Origin of the sequence: Catenulispora acidiphila DSM 44928 (assembly GCF_000024025.1) — a bacterium.
In the GTDB taxonomy this organism is placed as follows: Bacteria; Actinomycetota; Actinomycetes; order Streptomycetales; family Catenulisporaceae; genus Catenulispora; species Catenulispora acidiphila.
On sequence record NC_013131.1, the window covers coordinates 775643 to 794391 of the forward strand.

Annotated in this window: 16 protein-coding genes; 7 read left to right on the forward strand and 9 right to left on the reverse strand. The window is 71.2% G+C overall.

Going from position 1 to position 18749, the window contains the following annotated elements; translation table 11 throughout:
* The first annotated feature begins 26 nt into the window (after positions 1-26).
* Positions 27-1937, forward strand: coding sequence for a serine/threonine-protein kinase (locus CACI_RS45000; RefSeq protein WP_012784898.1), 1911 nt, complete (start codon positions 27-29; stop codon positions 1935-1937).
* Positions 1938-2023: 86 nt separating this feature from the next.
* On the opposite strand, the gene greA is transcribed toward CACI_RS45000, so the two are convergent.
* Both greA and CACI_RS03315 read right to left on the reverse strand, forming a co-directional pair.
* Entirely contained in the window at positions 2024-2518 is a 495-nt protein-coding gene (greA, locus tag CACI_RS03310) for a transcription elongation factor GreA (protein WP_012784899.1), read from the reverse strand.
* 139 nt (positions 2519-2657) lie between these two features.
* Positions 2658-3056: a DUF4307 domain-containing protein gene (locus tag CACI_RS03315; RefSeq protein ID WP_012784900.1), complete on the reverse strand. Its 399-nt coding sequence runs from the start codon at positions 3054-3056 to the stop codon at positions 2658-2660.
* 101 nt (positions 3057-3157) lie between these two features.
* Between CACI_RS03315 and mca the strand changes: the two genes are divergently transcribed.
* Both mca and CACI_RS03325 read left to right on the forward strand, forming a co-directional pair.
* A complete protein-coding gene (gene mca, locus CACI_RS03320; RefSeq protein ID WP_012784901.1) occupies positions 3158-4096 on the forward strand; it encodes a mycothiol conjugate amidase Mca in 939 nt (312 codons plus the stop codon).
* Between the two features lie 10 nt (positions 4097-4106).
* Entirely contained in the window at positions 4107-4460 is a 354-nt protein-coding gene (locus tag CACI_RS03325) for a hypothetical protein (RefSeq protein ID WP_012784902.1), read from the forward strand.
* A 453-nt stretch (positions 4461-4913) separates the two neighbouring features.
* On the opposite strand, the gene arfB is transcribed toward CACI_RS03325, so the two are convergent.
* On the reverse strand, positions 4914-5408 hold the full coding sequence (gene arfB / locus CACI_RS03330) for an alternative ribosome rescue aminoacyl-tRNA hydrolase ArfB (protein WP_012784903.1): 495 nt from the start codon (positions 5406-5408) through the stop codon (positions 4914-4916).
* Positions 5409-5474: 66 nt separating this feature from the next.
* On the opposite strand from arfB, the gene CACI_RS03335 reads away from it, so the two are divergent.
* Positions 5475-7406, forward strand: coding sequence for a neutral/alkaline non-lysosomal ceramidase N-terminal domain-containing protein (locus CACI_RS03335; protein ID WP_012784904.1), 1932 nt, complete (start codon positions 5475-5477; stop codon positions 7404-7406).
* A gap of 65 nt (positions 7407-7471) precedes the next feature.
* Here the strand turns inward: CACI_RS03335 and CACI_RS45005 are convergent, their stop codons facing one another.
* The 3 genes from CACI_RS45005 to CACI_RS03350 are packed head-to-tail and all read right to left on the reverse strand — an operon-like array spanning position 7472 to position 9383.
* Positions 7472-8173, reverse strand: coding sequence for a hypothetical protein (locus tag CACI_RS45005; protein ID WP_012784905.1), 702 nt, complete (start codon positions 8171-8173; stop codon positions 7472-7474).
* Positions 8170-9027 carry an ABC transporter ATP-binding protein gene (locus tag CACI_RS03345; RefSeq protein WP_012784906.1) on the reverse strand — a complete coding sequence of 286 codons (858 nt, stop codon included), beginning with the start codon at positions 9025-9027 and terminating at the stop codon, positions 8170-8172. The genes CACI_RS45005 and CACI_RS03345 overlap by 4 nt, the downstream gene beginning before the upstream one ends.
* Positions 9024-9383 carry a GntR family transcriptional regulator gene (locus CACI_RS03350; RefSeq protein ID WP_012784907.1) on the reverse strand — a complete coding sequence of 120 codons (360 nt, stop codon included), beginning with the start codon at positions 9381-9383 and terminating at the stop codon, positions 9024-9026. Before CACI_RS03350 ends, CACI_RS03345 begins: the two co-directional genes overlap by 4 nt.
* Before the next feature lie 176 nt (positions 9384-9559).
* On the opposite strand from CACI_RS03350, the gene CACI_RS03355 reads away from it, so the two are divergent.
* Entirely contained in the window at positions 9560-10075 is a 516-nt protein-coding gene (locus CACI_RS03355; RefSeq protein ID WP_012784908.1) for a SigE family RNA polymerase sigma factor, read from the forward strand.
* Positions 10076-10988: 913 nt separating this feature from the next.
* On the opposite strand, the gene CACI_RS03360 is transcribed toward CACI_RS03355, so the two are convergent.
* From CACI_RS03360 to CACI_RS03370, 3 genes are all read right to left on the reverse strand, one after another.
* Complete coding sequence (locus tag CACI_RS03360; RefSeq protein WP_012784909.1) at positions 10989-12371, reverse strand: L-serine ammonia-lyase; 1383 nt, start codon at positions 12369-12371, stop codon at positions 10989-10991.
* Positions 12372-12533: 162 nt separating this feature from the next.
* Positions 12534-14963, reverse strand: coding sequence for an ABC transporter permease (locus CACI_RS03365; RefSeq protein WP_012784910.1), 2430 nt, complete (start codon positions 14961-14963; stop codon positions 12534-12536).
* Positions 14964-15042: 79 nt separating this feature from the next.
* Positions 15043-15894 carry an ABC transporter ATP-binding protein gene (locus CACI_RS03370; protein ID WP_012784911.1) on the reverse strand — a complete coding sequence of 284 codons (852 nt, stop codon included), beginning with the start codon at positions 15892-15894 and terminating at the stop codon, positions 15043-15045.
* Positions 15895-16068: 174 nt separating this feature from the next.
* On the opposite strand from CACI_RS03370, the gene CACI_RS03375 reads away from it, so the two are divergent.
* On the forward strand, positions 16069-17334 hold the full coding sequence (locus CACI_RS03375) for a sensor histidine kinase (protein ID WP_049871457.1): 1266 nt from the start codon (positions 16069-16071) through the stop codon (positions 17332-17334).
* Positions 17331-18035: a response regulator gene (locus CACI_RS03380; protein ID WP_012784913.1), complete on the forward strand. Its 705-nt coding sequence runs from the start codon at positions 17331-17333 to the stop codon at positions 18033-18035. The genes CACI_RS03375 and CACI_RS03380 overlap by 4 nt, the downstream gene beginning before the upstream one ends.
* The last annotated feature ends 714 nt before the right edge of the window (positions 18036-18749 follow it).

Here is an 18749-nt window from a genome sequence, read left to right on the forward strand (position 1 = left end):
GCAACACACAGCAGCAGGGGGGACCGATGGCAGGATCTAGACCGGGCGAGGTGCTGAACGACCGGTACGAGTTGATCGACCGCATCGGCGGCGGCTCGATGGGCGAGGTGTGGCGCAGCCGCGACCTCGTGCTCGGCCGGACCGTCGCGGTGAAGATCGTGCTGCCGGCGCTGCTGGACACCCCGACCTTCCGGGCCCGCTTCGTGGCCGAGGCCCGGGTCATGGCGATGATGGACCATCCCGGCATCGTCCGGGTGTACGACTACGGCTACACCGACGCCACCGATCCGGACACCCCGGGCGCGGCCTTCCTGGTGATGGAGTTCATCGAGGGCGAGTCGCTGGACCGGGTGCTGGCGCGCACCGGCGCGCTGGAACCGCGCTTCGCGATGAAGGTCCTGGCCTCGCTGCTGGACGCGCTGGGCGCCGTGCACCGCACCGGCGTGGTGCACCGGGACGTGAAGCCGGCGAACGTGATGCTCACCTCCGGCGGGGTGGTGCTCGCCGACTTCGGCATCGCGCGCTCCCCGGAGTCGCTGGGCCTGACCGCCGCCGACGCGCTGATGGGCACCGTGCCGTACCTGGCGCCCGAGCTTTTCCACGCCGAGACCCCGACCCCGGCAGCCGACGTCTACGCGGTCGGCATCCTGGGCTACGAACTGCTCTCCGGCCGCCAGCCCTTCCAGGCCGCCAGCACCGCCGCGGTGATGTACATGCACATGCACGAGCCGCCGCCGCCGTTGCCGGACTACGTCTCCGCCCCCGCCGCCGAGGTGCTGTGGCACGCGCTGGAGAAGGACCCGGCGCACCGCTGGGCCGACGGCGCCGAGATGGCCGAGGCGGTCCGGCACGTGCTGGACGGTCCCGTGGAGGCCGGCGAGGACCTGGCCGACGCACCCGGGGCGGGCGGCGCTTACGGCGGCCACGCCGGGACCCCGAGCGGGTACGAGGACACGCTGACCGACTCCGGTGGCCGCCGGCGCCGCCGGCCCGCGGGCGAGGGCGCCGGGTACGCGGCAGCCGCCGGGTACTCCGAGGGCTTATACGGCGATGCCGTCCAGGACGGCCGGTACGGTCGCGACGCGGCGTTCGGGGAGAGCGCCGCGTCCGGCTTCGGCGGCCCGCACGGCCACGGCGAGTACGAGGACGGATATCCGCCCTCGTACGGTCACGCCGACGCCCTGGGCGAGACCGCTCAGCTCAACGCGATGCCCCCGGACGCCACCCGCGTCTACGACGAGCGAATAGCCCCGATCCCCGACGCCGGAGGCCGAGGCGGCCGCGCCGCCGACTTCCCGGACGGGACCCGGGTCTACGACCTCCCCAGCGCGATGACCGACTCCGGCGGAGGGCGCCACGCGGGTCCGCCGACCCACCACGCCGCCGCCGACCCGCCGGTGCGCCGCCGCGGCGCCGACTCCCACCAGAGCGCGCCCACCGGCTTCGGCGCGGGCGGCCGTAGCCGGGGTCTGCGGCCCGAGGTGCGCCGCAAGGCGCTCATCACCGCGGCGGTCGCCGTGCCGGCGATGCTCGGGCTGTCCGTGGCGCTGGCGATGAGCTCGTCCGGGAAGTCGCCGGACGGCGGGTCCCCGGCGCCGGGACCGGCGCAGCAGACCGACGTGCCGACCGCGGGCACCGCGACCGGCGACCCGGTGCCGCCGACCGAGCCGCTGCCCACGTCGACCAGCGTCTACGGGCACACGGCTCCGCATCACACGTACACCACCTACCCGCCGACCGGCCACACGTCGGGCGATGAGTCGTCGAGTTCGGCGACCGACCCGGCGACCAGCGGCAGCCGCTCGGGACAGCCCACGGACAGCGGCTCGACCTCGAGCTCCAGCCAGCCCGGCACGCCGACGTCGACGAGTTCGTCGCAGGGGACGACCTCGCCGTCGTCCTCGCCGTCGTCGCACCCCTCGTCGAGCCCCAGCTGAGCCGGCTCACCGCAGACAGAAAGCGAACGGCCCCCGCGTGAACCTCACGCGGGGGCCGTCGTCCGCTGACGTGCGCGGTAGGCGCCTCAGCGCGTGTACGGCTTGGCGTCCAGCAGCTTGACCATCATCGGCTTGCCGTTCGGCAGCTCGTACTCGGCCTGCTCGCCGATCTTCTTGCCGTTGATCGCACCGCCCAGCGGGGACTGCGCCGAGTAGACCTCCATGTTGTCGGCGGCGTCCTCGCGCGAGCCGAGCAGGAAGGTCAGCGTGTCGTCCTCGTCGCCGTCGAAGGCGATGGTCACCACCGCGCCGGGCACCGCCACGCCGGACTCCACCGAGTCGCCGACCTTGGCGTGCTCCAGGAGCTGGGTGAGCTGGCGGATCCGCAGCTCGATTTTGCCCTGCTCCTCCTTGGCCGCGTGGTAGCCGCCGTTCTCGCGGAGGTCGCCCTCCTCGCGTGCGGCTTCGATCTTCTGCGCGATCTCGACGCGGCCCGGTCCCGACAATTGCTGCAACTCGGCGGTGAGCCGGTCGTAGGCGTCCTGGGTCAGCCAGGTGACGCTGTCGTTCGTCTGGGTCACGGGGTACTCCTAGGGTTCTACTCAATTGAGGGACCGTGCTGCTCAGTCACGCACGCTTTTAAGTCAGACACAGAATGGCGATCGTAACAAGGAGCACGGACGGATAACGCGGGGTTAACTCGGCGATGGAACCGCGGGGCTAGGTGAGCTCGCAGTCCAGTACTTCGCCGCTGATCGCCCTGCTGCTGGTCCGGATGGTCGCGCTGAGCTCCTGCGTCCGTGGTCCGGCCGGGACCGGGACGGCGAGCCGCCCGACCTCGTTGCCGCCGTAGTCGCGGGCCCGGACGGTACAGGTGGCGGTCCGGCCGCTGTCCCGGTTGTCCACTTGGAACCGGACGTCGACGGCGTGGTCGGAGGCCACCTGGTAGCCCAGGACGGTCGCGGTCAGCGGGGGGGTGGCCTGCTTCAGGCCGATGTAGGACACCGCGCCGGTCAGCGCGAGCACCCCGGCGGCGGCCAGACCGATCCGGGTGCGCCTGGACAGGCCGGAGGAGCGCGCGTAGCGCGCGACCACCTCGTCCTGTACCTCGGACGTCACCGCGGTTCACCTGGCTTTCCCGGGACGGTGCGCGATTCGGATGTGCGCAGTGTCGGACCCGTGCGTCAGTATATTCGGGCGGCTACTGATGGAGGAACACCGTGACGCACGAATTGCGCTTGATGACCGTCCACGCGCACCCGGACGACGAGTCCAGCAAGGGTGCGGCCACCAGCGTGCGGTATATCCGCGAGGGTGTGGACGTGCTGGTCGTCACCTGCACCGACGGCTCCCGGGGAGACATCCTGAACCCGCAGCTGAAGAAGGACCCGGCGGTCCAGGCCGAGATCGAGGCCAACCTGCTCGACGTGCGGCGCAAGGAGATGGACGCGGCCCGCGCCATCCTCGGCGTGCGCCAGGAGTGGCTGGGCTTCGTCGACTCCGGGCTGCCCCAGGGCGACCCGCTGCCGCCGCTGCCGGAGGGCTGCTTCGCCGTCCAGGACGTCGAGGCCGCCGCCGAACCGCTGGTCAGGCTGATGCGCCGGCAGCGCCCGCAGGTGGTCGTGACCTACAACGAGAACGGCGGCTACCCGCACCCGGACCACATCATGACCCACAAGGTCACCCTCGCCGCCTTCGAGGCGGCCGGGGATCCGGAGAAGTTCCCCGACGCCGGCGAGCCGTGGCAGCCGCTGAAGCTGTACTACGACGTGGCCTGGTCGGTGGCGCGCATCGAGGCCGAGCACCAGGAGATGCTGGACCGCGGCCTGGAATCCCCCTACTGGGAGCTCCTGAAGGAGCGCGAGACCTGGCCGCAGCGGGAGATCACCACCCGCGTGCCGGTCGGGGAGTACTTCGAGACCCGCGACGCCGCGCTGAAGGCCCACGCCACCCAGATCGACCCCGACGGCCCGTTCTTCCGCACCCCGAACGACATCCGGCGCGCGGTGTGGCCGACCGAGGACTTCGAGCTGGCGCGCTCGGTGATCGACACCACACTCCCCGAGGACGACCTGTTCGCGGGCGTGCGCGAGTACGAGAAGGCCCGCGAGGCGGTCTCGGGGCAGGGTGTCCACGAGCCCGCCGGAGTCTGCTCGTAGACTGCGGGGCATGAACGCTGTGTCCGGATTGCTCACCCCCGCCCAGCCGCTGCTCGCCGGCAGCGGCAGCCTCGACAAGACGAAGCCGGGACTGGTCGCGTTCCTGATCGTGCTCGCCCTCGGCGTAGCCCTGTGGGCCCTGCTCAAGAACATGGGCAAGCAGCTCGGCCGCGCCAAGGACCACTTCGAGGCCGAGGACGCCGCCCTGGCCGCCGAGGCCGCCGTCGCCCCGACCCCGGTCCCGACCCCGGCCGGCAAGGCGGAAGCGGTCGCCGACGTGCCCAAGCAGGACGGGCCCAAGAGCGCGACCGGGAAGACGAAGCCGAAGGCGAAGGACGCCACCAAGGACGCCGCGGCCGAGTAGCCGAGGCGCACCGCGCGGGTTCGGGGATCGGCTGCCCTGCGCCCGCCCTGAGGAGTACCCGGCGCCCTGATACTCGGGACGGAACGGATCAGCGGATCGGGCCAGATCAGGTCGGCATTCGCTCGCGCCGGTTCAGTTCCGTGGTCGCCAGTGCCGGATCGGCTCGGCAGCTCGCATACGCCAGCCGCCCGCAGTTCTTTAATGGTCGCGGCGCCGGCTCAGTTCCGCGCCCCTCAAACGCCAGCCGCCAGCGGTTCTCCAGTGGTCGCAGCGCCAGCTCAGCTCGGCAGCCCACACACGCCAGCCGCCACCGGTTCTTCAATGGTCGCAGTGCCGAATCAGCTCCGCGGCTCACGCCAGCCGCCAGCAGTTTCTCAGTAGTCGCCAGCGCAGGGTGATCCAGCGCCGGCACTGTGTCGGCGCTCTCAATGTGCCTCGACTACTAGCCGTTCCTCAGTAGTCGTCGACCCGGCGCCGCAGCTGCTTCGTCTGTCCGCGCCGGTTCTTGTTGTCCAGCCGGCGGCGGGTGACGCCTGCGGGGACCTTCTTCTCCCGGCGGGGCGGGGGCGGTGGGGCGAGGGCTTCGGCGAGGACTCGCGCCAGGCGTTCGCGGGCGGCTTCGCGGTTCTGGAGCTGGGAGCGCTGCTCGCTGGAGGTCACCGTCAGGATGCCGTTGACCAGGCGGCCGGCGAGGCGTTCGAAGGCGCGGGCCTTGAGCCAGCGGGGGAGGGCGGTGGTGGCGGCGAGGTCGAAGGAGAGTTCGGCGCGGCTGTCGGTGGTGTTCACGCCTTGGCCGCCGGGTCCGGCCGAGCGGGAGAAGCGCCATGTGAGCTCGGCGGCGGGGATCACCGCCTCGGCGCGGTGGCGGCCGCTGTGGCTGCTCGAGGGCATGGCGTTGTAGCGGACCGTCAGGGGTCCGTTCACGCCGGTCGCGGTCTCGTCGGCCATGACTCGATGGTCTCAGACCCCGGTGGTGCTTGACACCGGTTATCGGGTGCGCGTTACGTGATCGGCATGGGCTACCTGGCCGGACGGGGCATCGCCGACATCACCGGAGAGATCGCCGAGTGCGGACTGCTCGGCTACGGGCTCCCCGAGCAGCAGGCGGCCGGGCTGCACACCCGGCTGCGCGCCCGCGCCTTCGCGCTGGCCGACGGCGAGCGCCGGATGCTGCTCGTCATCTGTGATCTGCCGCTGGTCTTCAGCAGCGTGACGCAGGCCGTCCTGCGCCGGCTGCCGGCCGTCTACACCGAGGCGAACGTCGTCATCAGCGCCACCCACACGCACTGCGGTCCCGGCGGCTACTCCCACCACGCCGTCTACAACGGCACCACCGGCGGCTTCCGGCCGCAGACCTTCCGCGCGATCGTCGACGGCATCGTGGAAGCCGCCCGCCGCGCCATCGCCGACCTGCGGCCCGCGACGCTGCGCCTGAACCGCGGCGAGCTGCACGACGCCAGCGTCAACCGCTCCCGCCGTGCCTTCGAGCGGAATCCGAGTGCTGACAAGGCCGCCTTCCCGGACGCGGTCGACCCCGCCACGACGCTGCTGACCATCGAGCGCGACGGCCTCCCGGTCGCCCTCATCGACTGGTTCGCGGTCCACAACACCAGCATGACCAACCGGAACCGCCTGGTCAGCGCGGACAACAAGGGTTACGCCGCCTACCACTGGGAGCGCGAGGTCTCAGGGTTCGACTACCTTGCCGAGGACGCCGAGCCCGCCTTGGTCACCGCCTTCGCGCAGACCAACGCTGGCGACATGTCGCCGAACCTGAACCTGCGCCCCGGCAGCGGACCGACCGAGGACGAGTTCGAGAACACCCGCATCATCGGCACGCGCCAGTACGAAGCGGCGGCGAAGCTGTTGGCGGGGAGGGAGAACGCCGAAGTCCTCGACGGCGGCCTGGACCACCGGCTCGTCCACGTCGACATGGCGGACGTGCGCGTCAGCCCGCGCTTCTCCGGCGACGGACTGCCGCACCGGACCTCGCACGCGGTCCCCGGCGCCACCGCCTTCGCCGGCGCCCTGCCCGACGGCCCGACCGGCTGGCGGTTCGTCCACCCCGAGATCAACCCGTTCCTGGACACCGTCTCCCGCGACGGCATCTACCGCCTGGCGCGGCGGCTGCGCGAGACCCAGGCTCCCAAGACGCTCGCCGCCCCCATCAGCCTTCTGAATCGCATCGTCCCCTTCGGCCAGGAGATCCTGCCGATCCAGTTGCTGCGCATCGGATCGCTGTACCTGCTGTGCCTGCCCTTCGAGGTGACGATCGTCGCCGGTCTGCGCCTGCGCCGCACCGTCGCCGAGGCGTCGGGGACGGACCCGGACCACGTCATCGTCATGGGCTACGCCAACGCCTACGGGCACTACGTGACCACCCCCGAGGAGTACGACGCCCAGATGTACGAAGGCGCCAGCACGCTGTTCGGCCGCTGGCAGCTGCCCGCGCTGCAACAGAACGCCGCGCGGCTGGCCACGGCGATGCGCGAAGGCCGCCAGATCGCCCCGGGACGAGCCGCGCCGGACCTGTCCGCGCGCCACCGCCGCCAACCGACCCCGCCCCGCGCCGACGGCCGCCCGCCGACCGTCGACATCGGCGAGGAGCTCTCGTTCGCCTGGGACGAGAAGACCCTCGCCGTCGAGTTCGCCGCCGTGCACCCCTTCCACGACCCCCGGCGCGGCGGCACGTACTACGAGATCCAGCGCCGCGAAGGCCTGTACTGGCACCGGATCGCCGACGACGGCGACTGGTCGACCCGGATGCGCTGGACCCGGCTGCCCTCGCCGCACGACACCACGCTGTCCAAGGTGCGCATCGAGTGGCGGGTCCCGCCGGAGACGCCACGAGGCCGGTACCGCCTCGTGTACCGAGGCGACACCGGCCAGGTGGCGTTCGAGGCGCGCAGTCGGGAATTCGACCTCGGCGCCGGCGAAGAGCTTTGATCCCCTTATGTCAGTGCTCTGATCCCCTCCTGCCAGAGCTCTGACATCCGGACCCGCGCCCCCCGCTAGGCCCGCGATCGCAGCATCAGCACCGCCCAGCCGCCGCCGAAGAGCACGACCAGCGCCAGCGGGTACAGCGCGAAGTCGGCGAGCATCGGCTGAGTGGTGAAGAAGTGCCCGACGTGGCCCATGCTGTGGGTCAGCACCAGGATCGCCACGACCACCGCGGACAGGAACGCCATCCCCACGCTGAACGCCCACAGCCCGACCTGTCCGAAGACCCGGAACACCGCGCCGAGGAAGGCCGTGACCGAGGTCAGCGCCATCATCGGGACGCCGTAGACCAGCGCCTGCGCGAAGTAGCTGTCCTGATGGACGTACGGCAGATTCAGCAGCCGCATCTGCACGAACCAGCCGTGGGTGTGCATCTCGATCTGGTTCAGCGCCGCCAGCCCGAGCCCGGCGAGCACCGCCTCGGCGAGCACCAGCAGCGCGGTGGCCTGGATGAAGGCCCGGCGGGTGACGGACAGCGCCATCGAGAACGGGAACAGCTGGTTCACCAGCCACGGCTGCACGCCGACCCCGGAGAGGTAGAACGCGGCCAGCGCCCCGGTGGTCCGGCCGGTGTACGGCGTGGAGCTGCCGTGGATGACGCCGAACAACCCCATGCAGATCAGCAGCGCGAGGCCCAGGCTGTACCACTGGACCCCGATCGTCGTGCTCGGCTTCAGCAGCTGGATGCGCAGCGCCTTGACGGTCTCGGTCATTTCCCGTCCCCCTGGTTCGTGGTCAGCACGATCAGTTCCTGCAGCGACAGCGAGTCCACGCTGACGCCCTCGGCGGGCCGCTCCGGCCGTTCGGCGAGCGCCACCCGCAGCTGCCCGCCGAGTCCCGAGCGGTGCAGCACCGGTGCGTCCTCGACGTAGGCGGCCACGGCCTCGGCGGGCCCGCTCACCGACACCGCGCGGCCGCGCAGCCCGTCGGCGTCGGCGTCCATCAGCACCGTGCCGTGGTCGATCAGGACCACATGCTCGACCAGGTCGGCGACCTCGTCGATGAGGTGGGTGGACAAGATGACGGTGCGCGGGTTCTCGGAGAAGTCCTCCAGCAGCCGGTCGTAGAAGACGTGCCGCGCGACCGCGTCCAGGCCCAGGTACGGCTCGTCGAACAAGGTCAGCGGGGCGCGCGCGGCCAGGCCGATGATGATGCCGACCGCCGAGAGCTGCCCGCGCGAGAGCTTCTTGATCTGGCGCTTGAGCGGCAGGTCGAAGTCCTGCACCAGCCGGTCGGCGTACGCCTGGTCCCAGCCGGGGCAGGCGATCGCGGCGGCGGCGAAGGCCTCGCGCACCTTGAAGTTCTGCGGGTACTTCTGCGCCTCGCGGATGAAGCACACCCGGTTCAGCACCGCCGGGTTCTCCCGCGGCGGCTGCCCGAACACCTCGACCCGGCCGGAGGTCTCGAACTCCTGCCCGGTGAGGATGCGCATCAGCGTGGTCTTGCCGGCGCCGTTGCGGCCCAGCAGCCCGTGGATGGTGTCCGGCGCCAGCGTCAGGTCCACCCCGTCCAAGGCGGTGTGCCCGCGGTAGCGCATCGTCAGGTCTTCCACGACCACAGCGTTCATCGTCCCTGTCCCCCCTTCTCGATCAGGTCCCGCACGTCGGCCGCGCTCAGTCCCAGCCGCCGCGCCTCGGCCAGCAGCGGCTCGACGAAGTCGCGCGCGAACGACTCCCGCCGCCGGTCCAGCACGCGCCGGCGCGCGTCGCTCGCCACGAACATCCCGATCCCTCGCTTCTTGTAGAGGATCCCGTCGGATACCAGCTGGTTGATGCCCTTGGCCGCGGTCGCCGGGTTGATCCGGTGGAACGCGGCGAGCTCGTTGGTCGACGGCGCCTGCGTGTCCGCGGCCAGCGAACCGTCCAGGATCGAGGCCTCGATCTGTTCGGCGATCTGCTGGAAGAGCGGGCGGCCCTCGTCCATCAGCGGTTCCTTGGTTCATTACTCATGTAACTAACCATGCAAGCGGGTGGGCACGCGTGTCAAGCCGCGCAGGAGGAGAGGGGAAGGGAGGCGGCGCAGGGGAGGCGGCAGGCGACACGGCGAAGAAGTTCGGAGATGATGCAACCTTTCCGCCCCGCCACGAGGTTCAGCACCCCATGAAACGCAGACCCCCACCCACGGTGGACCCGGGCTTCGTCGAGTTCGTCGCGGCCCGGTCTGCCGCGCTGTTCCGCACCGCGGTCCTGATCGTCGGCGACCGGCACGCCGCCGAGGACCTGGTGCAGGGCGCCCTGGAGCGCGCGTACCGGCACTGGGACCGGGTCGCGGCCATGGACGCCCCGGAAGCCTACGTGCGGCGCATCCTGGCGAACCTGGCCGCCGACCACCACCGCCGGCGCGGACGCGGGGCGCTGCCGCTGATGGAGCACGACGGCGCGGCGCCCGACGCGTACCCGGACGTGGACGAGCACGACGCGGTCATCAGGATCCTGAGTCAGCTCCCGCCGCGGATGCGCGCGGTCCTGGTCCTGCGCTACTACGACGACCTGACCGAGGCGCAGATCGCCGAGGCGCTGGGCATCTCGGTCGGCACGGTGAAGTCGCAGGCGGCCCGCGCGCTGGCGAAACTGCGCGAGGCGATGGCGGCGCACGAGGAGGAGCGGACAGCATGACAGGGCTCGAAGAAGGTATGGCAGAGATCGAAGACACCCTGTCGAGGGTCCTGCTCACGGAAGCCGACCGCCACGAACCTCCGGTCTTCGACGCGCACCGCATCGCCGAGGCCGCGGTGAGCGGGAAGCGCTTTCGGCGACGTCCGCTGCTCGCGCTGCTGGCGGCGGCGATCGGAATGGCAGGCGTCGGCGGAGCGGTGGCGCTCTCGGCGGGCGGCGATCGGCACCGGCTCGCGGACCAGGTGACGGTGACCTTCCAGAGCAAGACCGGAACCGTGAGCCCACAGACCACCGACGCCTCGGTGAAGGCGTGGGTCCGTGCGCGAGCCGGAGCCGAAGGGCTGAAAGACGTGCGGGCCACCGTGCTGCACAGTCCTTGGCGCCTCGAGGTGACCGGCCACGCCGCGGATCTGAGCGCGTTGAAGACGATCGGCAAGCCCGGGATCCTGCAGATCCGGCCGGCTGTTTATGCGCCGGGACCGCAGTGGACCCCGGAGTCCTCCTGTCTGATCTCGACGGTGAAGGCCGACGACATCTGGCGGGCGTGCGATCAGAACGGGAAGGCCCAGGCGGCCTGGATCGCCGCCCCGGTGGGTATCAGCTACCGCGTCCTGGGGGTGTCGGCGGAACAGCGCGCCGATACCGCCCGCAGCTCGGGTGGCACCTCCTGGGCCCTGAAGTTCACCTTCGACAGCGCCGGCGCCCAGGCTTTCGCCGACTTCACCGCCCGGACCGCCGGGCCGGCCGCTCTGCTCGTCGACGGCGCCGTCGCCAACGACACGCTCGGTGCCCAACCCCTCGCCAGCGGGTGGTTCGACCCTCCCCGCTGGAGCGACAGCGCAGCAAGCCGACCGGCTCGCCGCGCTCCTGAGCACCCAGGGCCCGCCCGACCTGGAAGGAGCGAGCGTGAGCGTCAGCACTCGATGACGTTCACCGCGAGCCCGCCGCGCGCGGTCTCCTTGTACTTCACCGACATGTCGCGGCCGGTGTCCTTCATGGTCTTGATGACCTTGTCCAGCGACACGTGGTGCTTGCCGTCGCCGCGCAGTGCCATACGGGCGGCGGTGACGGCCTTCACCGCGGCCATGCCGTTGCGTTCGATGCAGGGGATCTGCACCAGGCCGCCGATGGGGTCGCAGGTCAGGCCCAGGTTGTGTTCCATGCCGATCTCGGCGGCGTTCTCGACCTGCTCCGGGGTGCCGCCGAGGACTTCGGCCAGGCCGGCGGCGGCCATGGAGCAGGCTGAGCCGACCTCGCCTTGGCAGCCGACCTCGGCGCCGGAGATGGAGGCGTTCTCCTTGAACAGCATGCCGACCGCGCCGGCGGCGAGCAGGAAGCGGACCACGCCGTCCTCGTCGGCGTCGGGCACGAAGTTGATGTAGTAGTGCAGCACCGCCGGGATGATGCCGGCGGCGCCGTTGGTGGGGGCGGTCACGACCCGGCCGCCGGCCGCGTTCTCCTCGTTGACCGCCATCGCCCACAGCGTGGCCCACTCGTTGGCGTGCATCTCGCGGTTGCCCTCGGCGCGCAGGGTGCGGGCGATGCCCGGGGCGCGGCGGCGGACCTTCAGCCCGCCGGGCAGGATGCCCTCGCTGGTGATGCCGGCGGTGACGCATTCGCGCATCACCCGCCAGATCTCCAGCAGGCCGGTGCGCACCTCGGCGTCGGTGCGCCAGGCGAGTTCGTTCTCCAGCATCAGGCCGCTGACGCTGAAACCGGTCTGCGCGGTCAGGTCCAGCAGCTCCGCGCCGGTGCGGAAGGGGTACTTCAGGACGGTGTCGTCCAGGACCACGCGGTCGGCGCCGACGGCGTCCTCATCGACGACGAACCCGCCGCCGACCGAGTAGTAGGTCTTGGTCGTCAACGGCTCGCCGTGCTCGTCGAACGCGGCCAGCGTCATGCCGTTGGAGTGGTACGGCAGCGACTTGCGCCGGTGCAGCACCAGGTCGCGGTCCTCGCTGAAGCCGACCTCGGCGGCGGTGCCGTGCTCGGTCCCCAGCAGCCGCAGCCGCCCGGTCTCGCGGATCCGCGCCAGGTCGGTCTCCACGCCGCGCACGTCCACGGTCGCCGGGACCTGGCCCTCCAGCCCGAGCAGCACCGCCTTCGGCGTGCCGTGGCCGTGGCCGGTCGCGCCGAGGGAGCCGAACAGCTCGGCCCGGATCCGTGCCACCTTGGGCAGCACGTCCTCGTTGTCCAGGCGCTTGACGAACATCCTGGCCGCCCGCATCGGGCCGACGGTGTGCGAACTCGACGGGCCGATGCCGATCGAGAACAGGTCGAAAACGCTGACCGCCATGCTGATGTGCCTCTCACGCCATTGTGTTGAGGTCTGTACTCGGTGACGAGCCGCGGCGGAATGCCGACCTTTCGAGGGTATCAACCCCGGACAGGCCGGCATTCCTTTGTGATGCCGTGATGACGGCTCACGTGACCGCCGTCACGCGGCGCCCGTGCGGCGCTACTCGGTCCGCAGCGCCGCGGCGGTCCGCGACCGCGCCGCCCAGCCGGCCGGCAGCAGCGCCCCGAGCACCGCGATGGCGACCCCGCCGGCCAGCAGCGGAAGCCACAGGCTCAGCGAGTAGGTGTGGGTCACGCTCGGCGGCAGATGCATGCCGACCGCGTTGCCCATCGGGGTGATCGTCGCCTTCTCCAGCGCCGTCCCGATCGGCACCCCGATCAGCCCGGCGATCAGCCCGGTGAACGCCACCGAGGTCAGCACCATGCTCACGGTCTGCCGCGGCGTCATTCCCAGCGCCTTGAAGATCCCCAGGTCGTGGATCCGTTCGCGGGTGTCCTGGACCACGGTGTTCAGCACCCCGAGCGCCGCGACCGCCAGCAGCATCACCGACAGCGTCGCCACCAGCGCGCTCATCGTCAGCACCACGTCGGACCGGTTGCCGCCCGGCTCGTGGTCGACCGACGCGTGCAGCGGCGACAGCGCGGCCGTGGCGGAGGCGGCCCAGTTCGGTCCGTCGACGTTCGCGCCCAGCTCCACGTTGAACTGGTCGGTCCGCGGCGTCAGTCCGGCGGCGCTGAACGTCGCGCTGTCGACCAGCACGGAGCGTCCGCTGTCGTGGGTGTCGAAGTCGATCCCGACCACCTTCAGGGCGAGCGGTTTGCCCGACTGCACGACGGTGACAGTGTCGCCGACGTGCGTCCCCATCGCGGACGCCAGCCGGTCGCTGACCACCGCCTCGCCGGGCCCGGAGTACCAGCGGCCGGAGATCAGCTCCAGCCCGGTCCAGGAGAAGGTCCCGGAGATGGTGTCCACCTCGCTCGGGTCGCCGGTCGGCGCGCCGATGATGGTCGCGCCGCTGTCCCCCCAGCCGAAGGCGGCCTCGGTGCCCGGGACGGAGGCCAGCGCGGCGGCGACCTTCGCCGGGTCCAGATGCGGCGTGCGCGGGTCGTTCGGACCGTAGAACCCGCCCGGGCCATGCGGAATCCCGCTGCTGTCGGAGTGACTCGGCACCACGATCACCGAGGCGTCGTTGAACCCGGCGGTCCGCTCCTGCTGGAACCTGCTGAAGCCGGTCTCCAACCCCAGCGCGAACGTCACGCTCACCGCTCCGAACAGCACCGCGGCGCCGACCAGCGCGGCCCGCGCGGGCCGGGCGAAGGGCTGGGCCAGTCCCAGCGACATCGCGCGGGGCAGCGGCAGGCGGGACGCCAGACGCTGCGCCGCACGTCCGCGCTCGGCCCTCGGAGCCCGGCCGACCACCAGCGTCTGCACCGCCGGCAGCCGGCCGGCCCGCAGCGCCGGCACGAGCGCGGTGATCCCGACCAGGACCAGCGTCCCCAGCGGCACGACGATGCTCACCCACAACGGCAGGCCGGCACCGGCCGCGCCGAGATCGTGGCTGGTGCCGTTCAGCACCGGGACGGCCAGCAGGTTGCCGAAGACCGTTCCGGCGATCACGCCGACCGCCGCCGGGATCAAAGCCTGCGCGGCGTAAGCGCGGGCCACTTGCGCCGGGGTGAAGCCGAGCGACTTCAGGATCCCGATCCGCCGGGTCGCCGACACCACCGCGCCGCTGACCACGATCGCGATGATCAGCACCGACAGGAACAGGCCGAGGAAGCCGAACACGATCAGGAACGGCACGAACGCCTTGGCGTTGCCGGTCGCCTGCTGTTCGGCGGTCAGGTACGACTGCGAGCCTTCGTAGGCGCCAGCCGGCGCGGCGGCGGTGACCGCCTGCCGGTCGGCGGCGATCTGGGCATCGGTCCCGGCGGAGGCGAACCGGTAGAGCATCTGGGAGTCCGCCTGCGCGCCGCCGGCCGTCAGCCGCGCGAAGCCGGCCTCGGTGGTCCAGCCGGTGGCGGTACTGGTCAGCGAGTTCGCGAACCCGACGACGACGAACGACGGCTTGCCCGGCAGCGAGCTGAACACCACCGACTTGCCGAGGCAGTCGACCGGGAAGTTGTTCAGGACGATCTGGTTCGCGGTCGTCGGCCAGGCGCCGTGGTCCAGCACGATCTGGTCCAGTCCGGAGCCGCCCGACAGGCTCGGCCGCGTCGACACCGTGGCCGCCGGCGCGGAGCTGCCGGCGAAGGGCATGCCGGGCCCGCCGGTCGCGGTGCAGTCGCTGCCGATCGTCGTGTCCAGCGCGGTGGTGATCGGGTACGGGCCGGAGGACTCGGTGACGCCGGCGGCGTGCGCGGTGGCGGCGATCTGGTCCGGCGCCGCCTTGCTGCCGTTGAACTGCACGGCCAGGTGCGCGCCGTGGCGGTGCGCGAAGGCGTGCTCGAAGGGCGCTGAGACCGCGGTGAGCAGACCGAGCGAGAGCACGGAGGAGGTCACGGCGGCGAGCGTGGTCAGGGCCATGACGAAGGACTGGACGCGGCGCCGGCCGACGCCGGAGCGGACCACCTTGCCCAGGGCGCTCATCGGGCCGCCGCCAGCAGCAGTCGGGCCACGGCCCGGAACGCGGCCTCGAAGACGCGGCGAGACAGCGGTTTGTGCAGCGTCATCGGACTGCTCCCGACGGGCCGTCGAAGGTGGCGGTGGCGGTCGTGGCGGCGGTCGGGCTGGCTGCGGTCGCGGCTGCGGTGGCGGCTGCGGCGGCGGCATTGCCGGTGCGGACGGCGTTCGCCGCACCCCCGGGCCGGGTCGGCGATGCGTCCCCCCGCGGCGCACCGCCGACCACGTCCCGTGCCACGGCACCGTCCACCAGCTCGATGGTCCGGTGCGCGGTCGTCGCCGCCAGCTCGACGTCGTGGGTGACCAGCAAGATGGTCTGCCCCTCGCCGTTGAGGTCCAGCAGCAGCTGGCGCACGTCGGCGGCGGAGTGCGAGTCCAGCGCACCGGTGGGCTCGTCGGCGAGCAGCAGCGCGGGGGAGTTCATCAGGGCCCTGGCGACCGCGACGCGCTGGCGCTCGCCGCCGGAGAGCCGCTGCGGGTAGGCCTTGGCGTGCCGGTCGATGCCCAGCGTGCCGAGCAGGTCGCCGGCGCGGCGCCGGGCCTGGCTCTTGCCCATTCCGGCCAGCTGCGCCGGGATGAGCACGTTGTCCAGCACGGTCAGATCGTCCAGCAGGTTGAAGAACTGGAAGATCATCCCGATCGAGGCCCGCCGGTACTTGGCGGAGCCGGCCTCGCCGAGCTGGTCCACCCGCGTGCCGTCGACCGTCACGCTCCCGCTGGTCGGCCGGTCCAGGCCCGCGATCAGGTTGAGCAGCGTGGACTTCCCGCTGCCGGAGTGGCCCAGGACCGCCAGGCACTCCCCGGCGGCCACGGACAGGGTCACGCCGGCCAGTGCGGGCGGGCCGTCGTCGTATTTCTTCGTCGCGTCACGCAGATCGATCATCGGCGGGTTCGTCATGGCCACGAACCTACGAACAGACCGTGATCGGCCGCGTCGGCCTGGGTCATGAAAACTGATACACCGCTGAGCCGATGCGGTGGCGGCGTCATCCTGGGGGTGTATCCCGCAGGCGTAGGCCGGTAGACGGAGCGGATGATGTGGAGCGGCCTGGGTTCTTGCGACACTGGGCCGGTGAACAGGGACGTCGAGGGCTGGACCCGGAGCGCGTGGAACGGGCTGCACCGCCGCACCGGAGCGTCGCCGTCGCCCACCCGCTGGGCCTGGGCGGCGGACGTCACGCTGGCGATGGCGATGGTGTTCAGCACGCTCAACAGCGGCTACCACCACGCGATGCCGATCCCGGACCAGCACGGACCGTTCTACAGCGTGAACCACCTGATCGTGGTGGGACCGCGGGACTCCTTCCTGGTCGTGATGACCGCGCTGCCGCTGATGGTGCGCCGCCGCTTCCCGCTGGCCGCGTTCTGGTCCTGCGAACTCGCGGTGATGGCGCTGCACGCCAACGTCACGGACGCCAACGACACCGCGATCTTCACCTTCATGTCGATCCTGATCGCCGCCTACAGCGCGGCGATCTACAGCCCCTACCGCTCGGCGATGGTCTACAGCCTCGCGGTCGGCGCGATCCTGCTCGCCGCCACCCGCGGCGGCGAGCTCCCGAACGTCACGCGCGGATTCGTGCCGTTCCTGTTCCTGATCCCGATCGTCCTGGGCGCCAACGCGATCGGGAACTGGAGGCAGCGCGTGGAGGACCTGGAGGAGCAAAGCGAATCGGCGACGCTGCGGGCCGTGGAGCAGGAACGCGCACGGATCGCCGCCGAGCTGCACGACGTGGTGTCGCACAACGTGAGCGTGATGGTGGTGCAGGCCGGCGCGGCGCGCAAGGTACTCGACAAATCCCCGGATCTGGCGCGCGAGGCACTGCTGGCCGTGGAGGACAGCGGCCGCGCGGCGATGGCCGAACTCCGGCATGTGATGGGCTTGCTGACGATGACCTCGCAGGGCGGCGATCCGGCCGGCAGCGCGGACCTCGCCCCGCAGCCGGGTCTGGAGCAGATCCCGGCATTGGTCGAGCGCATCCGCAACGGCGGCGTGCGCGTGGATCTGGCGATCGAGGGCGACGTGATCCCGCTGCCCTCGGGGCTGGACCTGGCGGCGTACCGCGTGGTCCAGGAAGCACTGACCAACGCGGTGAAGCACGCGGTCGGCGCCCTGATCCGGGTGACGCTGGACTACAGTCCGCAGCGCCTGAAGGTGGACGTCGTCGACACCGGCGGCAGCGCCTCCTCCTCCGCGGCGACCGGCAACGGCCGCGGCCTGGCCGGACTGCGCCAGCGCCTGGCGGTCTACGGTGGGACGCTGAGCGCGGGACCGCGACTGACCGGGGGCTACATGGTCAGCGCCGTGATCCCGCTGAGGGAGGGGGTGGCAGCGTGACCGCGCTGCGCGTGGTGATCGCCGACGACCAGGTACTGGTCCGCACCGGCTTCCGCATGATCCTGATGTCCGAGGGCATCGACGTCGTCGGCGAGGCCGCCAACGGCGAGGAAGCCCTGCGCGTGGTCCGCGAGACGCGGCCCGACGTGGTGCTGATGGACATCCGCATGCCCGGCATGGACGGCCTGGAGGCGACCCGGCTGATCATGGCAGAGAACGCCGCAGCCATCACCTCCGCCATCGACGCCCCCCGCGAGACACCCCGCATCATCATCCTGACAACATTCGACCTCGACCAGTACGTCTACGCCGCGATCACCGCCGGCGCCAGCGGATTCCTCCTCAAAGACGTCAGCCCGGAGCACCTCGTCGCCGCCGTCCACATGGTCCGCGCCGGCGACGCGATGCTGGCCCCGGCAATCACCCGCCGCCTCGTCGAACGCTTCGCCGTCCCCACGGTGAACCCCCGCACCGAAGCCCTCCACAAGGACCTCGCGACACTGACCCCCCGCGAGCGCGAAGTACTCGGCCTCCTGGGCCGCGGACTGTCGAACGCGGAGCTGGCAGCGCGCTTCCACCTCTCGGAGGCGACGGTGAAGACGCATGTCGCACGGATCCTGGCGAAGCTGAATCTGCGCGACCGGGCTCAGGCTGTGGTCGTGGCGTACGAGACGGGGCTGATCAAGCCGGGCGTGGCCTGATCGGTTTCTGGGCGGTGTGGGGCGGCCGGGCGGGAGGGTTGGTGGGTTTTTAAAGCTTTTTACGTCTTCGAGCATGGTTTGATGGCCTCGCAGGGGGCGCAGTTCGGTGGTGGGTATCTGGGTAGCGTCGGCGGCCGGCGGTTATGGCTGTTCACGACCGCGCGTAGGTCCGAGTCACTGCGCACACTTTGGACTTGGCGGGTGTCTGCCGCGTTTGAGGGGCACCGAAAGTCAAGGCCAAGGGCAGGCGCCTCCGGCGGGGCACTCTGCAACGGGGGGTCGGGCCGGGTTGGACTGTTCGGCGGCGGTCCTGCTTGTGGTCACCTTTGTCCCGGATCCCTCATCGCTGTCGTCGCCGTAGACGACACCGCCAGTCCGCAATGATTGGCAGAGCCCGCCGACAGCGACAAGGGATCCGGGACAACACCAGCCCCAACGTGTGCGCAGTGACTCGGACCTGCGCGGTCGTGAACAGCCTCCACCGCCGGCCGCCGACGCTACTCAGATATCTGCCACCGCACTGCGTCCCCTGCGAGGCCATCGAACCATGCTCGAAGACGTAAAAAGCTTCTCAAAGCCCACCAACCAACCGCACCAACCCCACTTAGCCGCACCCCACTCAGCCGCACCCCACCCGCGCATCAGTCGCCAGCGCCCGAAACGCCGGACGCCGCCGCGGACCCCATCCGCGGCGGCGCCATAGCCGGCGTCGTC